The organism is Paracoccus sphaerophysae, assembly GCF_000763805.1.
GTDB classification, from domain to species: Bacteria; Pseudomonadota; Alphaproteobacteria; order Rhodobacterales; family Rhodobacteraceae; genus Paracoccus; species Paracoccus sphaerophysae.
In genome coordinates, this window is sequence record NZ_JRKS01000134.1 from 1 (window position 1) to 788 (window position 788).

Below are 788 nucleotides of genomic sequence, written 5' to 3' on the forward strand. Positions count from 1 at the left end.
AAAAGGCGACCCCGCTGGCCCGCCGCCGCTGCGTTACATGGGAACTACGCAGCGCCGGGCCAGCTCAGCACCGGAGGGGTCAATATTGGACGCCGATAAGGGGTCACGATTGGATGCTGATTGACAGTCATGATCGACGCGACATACCTCAAGGCGCACCGCACGGCTTCGAGCCTGCGGGCGAAAAAGGGGGGCCTGACGACAAGCGCGGGCGTCTGATCGGGCGCACGAAGGGCGGGCTGAACACGAAGCTGCACGCCGTGACAGATGCCAAGGGCCGCCCCTTGAGGTTCTACATGACGGCGGGCCAGGTCAGCGACTACACAGGTGCGGCGGCCCTTCTGGGCAGCCTGCCAGCCGCCGAATGGCTGATCGCAGACCGGGGCTACGATGCCGACTGGTTCCGGGAAGCGTTGAGAGACAAAGGGATACGACCCTGCATCCCGGGCCGAAAGTCGCGCGGTAAGGCCGTTCGATACGACAAGCGGCGCTACAAGCGGCGGAACCGGATCGAGATCATGTTCGGCAGGCTCAAGGACTGGCGCCGGATCGCCACGCGCTACGACAGGTGCGCCAAGGTCTTCCTCTCCGCCGTCGCCCTGGCCACAACCGTCATCTTCTGGCTTTGACGATCACTGAGTCTGGAACCTAGCCGAGTTGCGCAACATGTGTAACCGCCCCAAGCGCAAGAGGGATTTTGAAGCTGATCTTGGCGCGTTGTCGGGTGCTGACATGTGTCCGGCCTCATGATGCGGCGCGATCCATGCCGCAGGGCCCGTATGGTGTTC

1 pseudogene is annotated in these 788 nt (G+C 63.6%); it reads left to right on the forward strand.

Annotated features, from left to right (window positions below):
- Positions 1-123: 123 nt before the first annotated feature.
- A pseudogene (locus tag IC63_RS16735) lies at positions 124-629 on the forward strand (IS5 family transposase); the annotation flags it as partial.
- Positions 630-788: the final 159 nt, after the last annotated feature.